Annotated in this window: 3 protein-coding genes; all 3 read left to right on the top strand. The window is 37.8% G+C overall.

Features of this window, described 5'->3' with window-relative positions; translation table 11 throughout:
• Positions 1 to 62 precede the first annotated feature (62 nt).
• The 3 genes from WH267_RS17160 (at position 63) to WH267_RS17150 (ending at position 9677) form a co-directional block, all read left to right on the top strand.
• The gene (locus tag WH267_RS17160; protein ID WP_340009940.1) at positions 63 to 3512 is read left to right on the top strand and encodes a T9SS type A sorting domain-containing protein; all 3450 of its coding nucleotides are present in this window, start codon (positions 63 to 65) and stop codon (positions 3510 to 3512) included.
• Positions 3513 to 3629: 117 nt separating this feature from the next.
• Positions 3630 to 7157 carry a T9SS type A sorting domain-containing protein gene (locus WH267_RS17155; protein WP_340009939.1) on the top strand — a complete coding sequence of 1176 codons (3528 nt, stop codon included), beginning with the start codon at positions 3630 to 3632 and terminating at the stop codon, positions 7155 to 7157.
• 126 nt (positions 7158 to 7283) lie between these two features.
• Positions 7284 to 9677 carry a T9SS type A sorting domain-containing protein gene (locus WH267_RS17150; protein WP_340009938.1) on the top strand — a complete coding sequence of 798 codons (2394 nt, stop codon included), beginning with the start codon at positions 7284 to 7286 and terminating at the stop codon, positions 9675 to 9677.
• The last annotated feature ends 54 nt before the right edge of the window (positions 9678 to 9731 follow it).

Raw genomic sequence — 9731 nt, 5'->3', positions numbered from 1 at the left:
ATTTTATGAAATATATTTAAATATTTTATACTTTTATCGCCTGACTATTATTTTTACTATTTATGAAAAGAATTTTACTTACGTGCCTGACCGCTTTTTATTACAGCGTGTCTGCACAGGTTGGGCCACCGCAAATAACGAGCCCGAATACAAATAACGGATATGGATTTACACAATCTGTGGGAACATATGCACCATTATCCGCAGGAAGAACAGTATGGCAGTCGGGAGCTACCCTGGCTACGGATTTAGTATCTGCAGCTATTCCTTTACCCTCCAATTTTACATACAATAATCAGAAATATAACTCTGTTTATATCAGTAATAATGGTTTTGTAACATTAGGAGGAGCTACCAGTGCCACTACTTATACCGGGCTATCCAGTGAGATTACTCCCACTACCCATGAGGCTGCTTTTGCCGGTTTTGGAGCAAATCTAAGGAACGCAAACACAACAAGCTCTGAAATTTCATATGAGACTGTAGGAACTAAATTTATTGTACAGTTTACTGATGTGCAAAGCAATTCCGGTTCTGCTTCTCAACTTCTCAACTTCCAGATCCAGTTAGATCTTACTTCCCATACAGTAGCTATTGTTTATGGAAATTGTGTTTCCGGAGCAAGTACATTTACTGGACAGGTAGGGATAAGAGGATCGGAAGCTTCGGACATTAATAATTTAACAGGAACAAACTGGACTTCACTGACAGCAGGGACAACAGCTACTTCCAGTTCAACTTTAGGGACAACAAACGGGACTACTGTGCCTGCTTCTGGACTGACATTTACTTATACTCCAGGAACGTGGTTGGCTGCCCCAAATACTTTCGCCACTTTGCCTTTTACTGAAAGCTTCAGTACCTGGGCAAATGGTAATTCTACATTGGATCTGCCTAATGCAGATTATTGGCGAACCTGGCCGGCAAGGGGCGATAATTCCTGGAGACAGAGTGATACTTCAGGGAGTGGGTTTGCATCTGCTTCAGGGTGGACAAGTACGAGTGGATCCGTAACAATTGGTGGATCTGCAGTAGCACCTGCAGCAAGATTCCATTCCTATAACTGTCAATATGCTTCAGGGTATATGGACTTGTATATTAATTTATCGTCAGGTTCTGGTGATAGGATTCTAAGTTTTGATTACGCAAATCCATCAGGAACAGATGTTTTGAAAATACAAATCTCAACAGACAATGGAGTCACCTTTACAGATGTAGGAATGACATTTGGTTCCACATCATCAACCTCACCATGGGTCACAAATTATGTGAATTTAGCATCTTCCAGTCCTAATGCCATCATAAGATTTTTAGCCAAAGGAGATAACGGAAGTGATGATATCTATGTGGATAATATTAATATTTCCTCTGTTAATGTTGCGCCTAATTGCTCCACTATTACGGCACCTACCAATGCTGCTACAGGATTGTCAATTACCCCAAATTTTAAATGGGATGCTTCACCTAATGCAACTTCATATAAATTAAATTTGGGAACTACATCAGGTGGATCCAATGTGATGGCCGGTGTAGATGTTGGAAATGTACTTACTTATACTATACCTGCAGCAAGCCAATTATTATATGGTACTACTTATTACGCAACCATATTGCCTACGAACAGTACCGGAACAGCAAGCGGATGTACAGAAATATCATTTATTACAAAAAATATCGGTTGTCCAACAGTGACATTGCCTGTATCAGGGGCATCGGGAGTTTCTGTTATGCCAACAATAACATGGGGTGCCGTAACTGATGCAACTGGGTATAAAATATCTGTCGGAACAACAGCAGGTGGAACTGATGTTATGAACAGTGTTGATGTTGGAAATATTACATCATATACACTTTCCTCTGCACTTAATTATAGTACAAAATATTATTATACAGTAAACGCCTATACTCCTACAAGTACTTCAGCTTCATGTACTGAACGTAGCTTTACGACAGTTTGTGGATCTGAAAATATACCAACCATCTCACAAGGATTTAGTACATTGACTCCCGTATGCTGGTCTGTCGCTAAAGGTGATGTTACCGCCAATTCTACTTTGACGTATGGAAGCAGTAAATGGGCAGCCGCATCAGGTTTTGCTAATACGGGCAATAATACGGCTGTAAAATTAAATTTATATGGAACAAACACCGGTGACTGGTTAATTTCTCAGCCAATCAATCTGGGTGCAACTCCAGGGGCAAATAGGATTAGATATAGAATGGCTGTTACCAGTTATACAGGTACCACAGCTCAGTCGACATTAGGGACACATCAGGTTAGAGTTATCATTTCTACAGATGGAGGAACTACCTGGAGCAATACTAATGTTCTAAAAACATATACAGGAGCAGGAACCTATTCTAATACAGGGCAAACGGAAACTGTTGATCTTGCAGCGTATTCTGGTACTGTTAAAGTGGCTTTTGTAGCGACTACAAGTTCTACTTCGCCTGATATTTATTTCCATCTTGATGATTTCATTGTAGAACCTATCCCAACATGTATAGAACCAGATTCTCCGGTAGTGGCAAATATTACTTCTGCTTCATCAGACTTATCTTGGAACGCTCCTGCTTCAGTACCTGCAAATGGTTATGAGTACTATTATTCTACCAATAGTACAGTACCTGCTGCTAATGTAACTATATCAGGAACAAGCACTGCTACAAGTACTGTTTTAAATGGACTTAGCTCTGCTACCACTTATTATGTATGGGTTCGCTCGGCGTGTAGTGCTGCAAATAAGAGTATTTGGTCACAGGCAGCAATATTTACTACTACATGTACTCCGTTACAGGTATATTCTCAGAATTTTGATACTACGCCTGTTGATACACTTCCTATGTGCTGGACTAGCATAGGAACTGTTGTTGGTAATGCGAAAGTATCTGCTTATTCAACAACTGTTGCAAGTGCTCCTAATGCTCTGTATATCTATAGTAGCAGTTCAGGAGTAGGTATGGTTTCAACGCCTGAATTTATAGGTTTAGATTCTAACACTGCAACAATTAGTTTTAAAGGAAGAGCTAACTTTACTGCTGGTGGAATTGTTGAGATTGGTTATTTAACAAATCCTGCAGATACTTCTACATTTGTAGTATTGGATAGCTATACTGCATCAAATATTTCTACCATCGATAATTATTCTTTAAATATTATGGGAGTTCCTGCCGGAATTAATAAGCTTGTATTCAGGCATACAGGTTCTCCTGCAAACAGTGTATTGATTGATAATTTTGTGTATCAGTTTGGAAGCCTTTCTACTTCTGAGGTAACAACAGCTAAGAACGAAATTAAAGTATATCCTAATCCGTTCTCAGACACTTTAAATATTTCTGATATTTCCAAAGTACAGTCTGTATCTGTTGTAGATCTTGCAGGAAGAGTAGTGAAAACAATTGAAAAACCTTCTTCTGAACTTCATTTAGCAGACCTTAAACAAGGAATGTATCTAGTCGTGCTTCATATGAAAGACGGATCGAAACAAGTGGTTAAGTCAATTAAGAAATAAAACCGATTAATATAATAATTTAAAGCAGTAACTTAACGGTTGCTGCTTTTTTATTTTTTATATTGAATTTTGTTTAAATTTGAGAGCGATTTCGCAACTTAATATAAACAATAATACATGAAAAAATTATTACTCTTATGCTTATTTTTAATAGCATCTATTACAAACGCCCAAATAGCATTGGGAGGAGAAAAATTTAGTGATGGAGGTTCTGTTCCAATAAGATTGTCGTCTGAATATAATTACACTCAGCAAATTTTTAATAAAGATGAGATCTCTGCAAATGCTGCAGGTAATATTACGGGCATCAAATTTTATCTTCCTCCTTCTACTGATCTTAGTAAGGCTATCAATTGGAGGATTTATCTAGGACATACTACAAAAACAGTTTTTTCCGGTGGTAATGACTGGGTTCCACCGTCAAGTTTGACTCAGGTCTTCACAGGAGCTGTAAGTGAATCCGGAGGTGAAATGACTATTACTTTCAATACTCCTTTTGCTTATAATAATACGGATAATCTTGTGATTGCAATTCATGAAAATAATCCAGGTTCTGCGGCGTATACAAACTTTTTTTACAGTTATAAAGGAGTTGATAATTCAACAATGGTGTATAATAGTAATTTTTTGGATGTGCATCCTCTTTTCCCTGCACCTGGATTTAGTGGAGATTTAAAGTCAGTAGCCACCTTATTGGGCTTAACAGCTGCTGTGGTACCTTCTTGTCCTGTTGTTTCTTTTCCTGATAATACGGTGGCTCTCATAGCTCCTGTAATTAATTGGCTAAGGTCAAGTAGTGCATTATCATACCGAATAAAAGTAGGAACCACTCCTGGTGGATCTGATGTGTTGAATATGCAGGACTTGGGAACTTCTAATTCGTTTGCTTTTACAAATCAACTGAATTTTAATACTAAATATTATTATACAGTGTATGCTGTAAACTCTGCAGGTGTTTCTGCATGTACGGAAAGAACTTTTACAACAGTTGCAACATTAGACTGTCCTTTTGTGGATGTACCTAATCCATCTCAAAAAGGATTTCCCTTGAAAACAACATTTAAATGGGGGACTTCTACAGCCGCATTAGGATATCGATTAAGTATCGGAACTTCTGCAGGTGCATCTGATGTTTTGGATAATTTTGATGTAGGAAATGTTAATACCTATACACTTAGCCAAGCTCAACAATTAAATCCTTCCACGAAATATTATTTTAGAGTTACAGCATATAATGGCGGAGTAGTATCTCCTAATTGCTTTGAAAGAAATTTTACCACTACAGTTGCTGCTCCTTCTAATGATGAGTGCTCAGGTGCAATTAGTTTACCCATAAATCCTTCCTTGACTTGTACAAATGTTGTACACGGTGATACTGTAGGTGCAACCAGATCACCTGAGGGGATGGGGGCTTGCTCAGGAGGGGATAATGATGATGTTTGGTATAAGTTTGTTGCAACATATCCGAGTCATATCATATCACTCTCTAATATGGTTTCTACGGGAGGACAATCTGGATCTCCTTATGTGCATATTGCCGTTTTTTCAGGAGAATGCGGGAATCTTACTCCTTTTTATTGTGCTGGATCACTGGATGCAATTAACGGTCTTACAGTGGGTAAAACTTATTATTTAAAAATATATACTTCTTCAAATGAAGTTAATGTTAACGCAGGTTTTGATATTTGTATAGGTTTACCGCCATCACCACCCGTAAATGATAATTGTGTAAATGCGATACCAATTACAATAAATCCAGATATGAATTGTGGTAGTATGACATCAGGAACTACATTAGGAGGAACAAAATCATTGGCTTCAGTGAGTGCATGTACAGGATATGGAGATCCGGATGATGATGTTTGGTATAAATTTACAGCAACAGCTACTGGGCATACTTTTCAACTGAAAAATATAACTTCTGTAGGAAATACTACTTCTACATCTCTGATTGCTCAAGTATTTAGTGGCGCTTGTAATGCTTTAGTAAGTACATTTTGTATAAATAATCATACCAATTATACATTTCTAAACGGATTAGTACCTGGCCAGACTTATTATGTTAGATTTTACAATAATGAAACTAATTATAGGGGGGCATATTATGCAAGTTCTTTTGATATTTGCATGGGAACCCTACCTAAGCCTGTAAACGATGAATGTTCAGGTGCTGTTGAGTTATCGGTTAGTCCTACTTTAGCTTGTACTTCACCGGTGTCGGGAACTACTTTAGGAGCAACTAATTCAGGTTTAGCAGTAGCTCCATGTTCTGGGTCTGCAGATGATGATGTCTGGTATAAATTTACTGCAGTAGCTTCTGAGCATGTAGTGATGCTTTCTAATATTAATGCGGTAGGAACTTCTGCATCTAAAAGTTTGTATACTCAGTTTTTTAGTGGGGCCTGTGGAACTTTAACAAGTATAAAGTGCAGCACACTACCTAATACAACACTTAGGGGACTTACCCCTGGTGATACATATTATGTGAGAGTGTATGATTCTAATGCAAATGGAACTACGGTATATGCTGATAGTTTTAATATTTGTGTTGGTACGCTACCACCACCACCTGCTAATGATGAGTGTGTTAATGCAATACCACTGACTGTTAGCAATACAGATGCTTTTGTTAATCCTGTAAATGGCTCTTTGTTAGGCGCAACGCCAAGTATCGGAGCGCCGGCTTGTTCTTCATTTGTTACAGAATTTAATGGTGATATTTGGTATTCATTTACTGCAAGTGCCTCAATGCAGCTTGTGCATGTTTTGCGTGATCCTTCTATTGGAACAGAGGTTCTTACAGGGACATGTGGAAATTTAACTTCAGTTAGATGCCATCCTGGTTCTTTTGGAAATGCTAATGTGTTATTACTGAATCTTAATGTGGGGCAGACTTATTATGTAAGGGTATTTATGGAGCCTCTTACAACACCTCTAAATGCTGATTTTCAGATTGCTGTAACTACACCTTCTGTAGTTACTAATGATGTGTGCAGTACAGCTATACCTATAGGATATGATGAAACTGTACAAGGAGTAAATGCATTGGCCAATGATGATTTGTGGCCATCTAATTCTTGCAGTAATATGGTTCCTCCTTTCAAAGGTGTTTGGTTTAAAGTAACAGCTACTGAAAATGGTCCTATAGTTCTTGATGCTTGTGGGACACAATTTGAGTCATCTCTGAACGTATATACAGGGGCATGTGGGGCACTTGCTTGTGATTCTGTAAATATTATTGGATCTACCTATAAAGCGTGTACGGCTAATCCTTTAATTGGTTCCAAAATAACATTTATGGGAGTTGCAGGTACTACTTATTATATAATGCTGAATGGAAGAGCTGCCTGGTGCTATGGTAATTATACAATTTCCATGCGAAGAGGTGTATTGGCAACAGAAGAGGTTGAGCGTAAAAAAGAAGATATTAAGGTTTATCCGAATCCATTTACAGATGTTTTAAAAATTTCGAATGCTTCTAAAGTGAAATCTGTTTCCATAGTTGAACTTTCAGGAAAATTGGTGAAAACAATTGAAAAACCTTCTTCTGAACTTCAATTAGCAGACCTTAAACAAGGAATGTATCTAGTCGTGCTTCATATGAAAGACGGATCGAAACAAGTGGTTAAGTCAATTAAGAAATAAAACCGATTAATATAATAATTTAAAGCAGTAACTTAATAGTTGCTGCTTTTTTTTAATATTTTTTTAATGTTGTATTAAAATTATTATTAATTTGGCAAATGTATTAACACCTTAAAAAAATTGTATATGAAGAAAATCTTACTCTTGTGCTTGCTAACGGTAAGCTTGTTTTTGAGTGCCCAAATTACCTTAGGGGAAGGAAGCACTAAAGTCGGACGGGTTCCGATTGATAATTTTTCGAGTTATTCTTACTCCCAACAAATATTTAAAAAAGAAGAAATTAACACCAATGCCGCCGGAAATATTACAGGCCTTAAATTCTATCTGGACCCGGCTTCAACCATAGCTAACTCTTCAGATTGGGTTGTTTATATGGGGCATACTTCAAAAACTGGATTTACGTCTGCAGGTGATTGGGTTCCGGTTTCAGCCCTTACAGAGGTGTACACCGGTACCATCAGTAATGTAAACGGAATGGTAGAGCTTACTTTTGCTACCCCTTTTGCTTATAATAATACACAGAATCTGGTGATTGCTGTGGATGAAAATGGCTCAGGTTCAGATTATGGTGACGACCGGGTATTTTATGTACATCATCTTAATTATGCACCCAAAAGTGCAATTATCCGTACCTCTTATATAGATGTTGATTCATCGGATCCTGGGAATGGTAATTTATTAGACTATAGACCTGTTGTTAGTTTTACAGGGCTTACGCCTAAGGCGTTGCCATCTTGTACTAATGTGATGTCTCCGATAAACAATGCTGTACTGGTTCCTGTAACTCCTGAAATTAAATGGTATGCATCAGCGGGTGCCACAAGTTATAAAATCTCCATCGGAACAACTCCGGGAGGTTCAAATATTGTAAATCAGCAAACAGTAAGTACCACAAGTTTTACTCCGTCAGCTCCTCTTTCTCTTAATACAAACTATTATGTAAGGATTATAGCTGTGGGAACAGGAGGTTCATCTTCAGGTTGTTTCGAAACAAAATTTACTACTACACCGCCGCCACCTTCTAATGATGAGTGTGCTGCTGCTGTCACTTTAACGGTAAACCCAGATATGAATTGTGGGGCTGTTACTGCAGGAACTACTTTAGCTGCAACAGATTCCAGTGTAGACATTGACCCGTGTTATGGTACTCCCGATGATGATGTATGGTACAAATTTACCGCTACAGATTCAGGTCATATCATTTCACTTTCAAATGTAGCTTCTGTGGGATCAGAAGATAGTGATTATATTGGATTTCAAATATTCAGTGGAGACTGTAATGGTTTGACAAGTATTGTATGTTCATCATATTCAGGGGTTAGTATTGCTGAAGGACTTACAATAGGTGAAACTTATTATGTAAGAGTATATAGCATGGATGAAGGAGGACAATTTGCGCAAAGTTTTAATATATGTGTTGGCACATTGCCACCACCACCAACAAATGACGATTGTACTACAGCAATTACATTAACAGTAAATCCGAACATGAACTGTAGCAGTAAAACATTCGGACACACCCGTGGAGCTACTGAGTCTAGTCAGTCTGTAAGTCCTTGTTACGGGGAAGTAGATGATGATGTATGGTATAAGTTTACGGCAACCTCTACTGCACATGTGATTTCATTAAGTAACATGATTTCTATTGGTACTGAGGACAGTTATTCACTGTTATTCCAGGTATTCAGTGGAGATTGCAGTAACCCGACTAGCATTGAATGTTCAGATTATGATGATATGAAAGTGATTTCAAACCTTACTGCAGGTGAGACCTATTATATAAGAGTATATACAGATGGAGGAGCAGGTGAGGCACAGAGTTTTGATATTTGTATAGGAACTATTCCTCCACCTCCGGTAAATGATAATTGCTTGGGTGCTTTGGTTGCATCAGTATTTCCTTACGCTTATACACAGTCTGACGCAGCCGGAGCTACTAATAATGACGGAATTATTGACATCTGTTCGAATGCTATGAATGATGGTACATGGTTCACCTTTACAGGAGATGGTACTGTTCATAATATAAAAGTTACCATGCCGGAAGGAAGTAATTTTGATGCTCAGCTAGGGGTGTATAATGGCACATGTGATAATTTGGTCTGTGTAAATACAGTAGATGACGGCCTTACTGGTGGAGCAGAAGAAACAATGTCAGTGCCAACTGTTGCAGGTACGGTATACTATGTAAATGTAGGACATTATGATGGTGGTGAAGATCAAATGGAGGGTACGTTTACGATTACTATTAATAAAGAAACTCTTGGAACTGCAGAAGTATCTAAAGCTAATAAGAATGAAATTAAAGTATATCCTAACCCATTCGCAGAGGTACTGAATATTTCAAAAACAGACCAGGTAAAATCGGTCTCTCTTCTGGATGTTTCAGGCAGATTGGTGAAAACAATTGAAAACCCTTCTTCTGCACTTCATTTAGGTGATCTGAAACAGGGAATGTATATGGTAGTACTGAATATGAAAGATGGTTCTCAACAAGTAATAAAAGCTATCAAGAAATAATTAGTCCTAAATAAAGGCGGATCTGTGATTCGCCTTTATTGTTTTTTATAAGAA

Source organism: Chryseobacterium sp. MYb328 (assembly GCF_037572595.1).
Lineage (GTDB): Bacteria > Bacteroidota > Bacteroidia > Flavobacteriales > Weeksellaceae > Chryseobacterium > Chryseobacterium pennae.
The sequence above is the reverse complement of the archived record's forward strand: the minus strand, read 5'-3'. Positions and strand labels throughout refer to the sequence as shown.

What these genes read in the sequence shown, in the direction of transcription:
- WH267_RS17160 (WP_340009940.1), top strand. Translation starts at nt 63, where the DNA reads ATGAAAAGAATTTTACTTACGTGCCTGACCGCTTTTTATTACAGCGTG.
- WH267_RS17155 (WP_340009939.1), top strand. Translation starts at nt 3,630, where the DNA reads ATGAAAAAATTATTACTCTTATGCTTATTTTTAATAGCATCTATTACA.
- WH267_RS17150 (WP_340009938.1), top strand. Translation starts at nt 7,284, where the DNA reads ATGAAGAAAATCTTACTCTTGTGCTTGCTAACGGTAAGCTTGTTTTTG.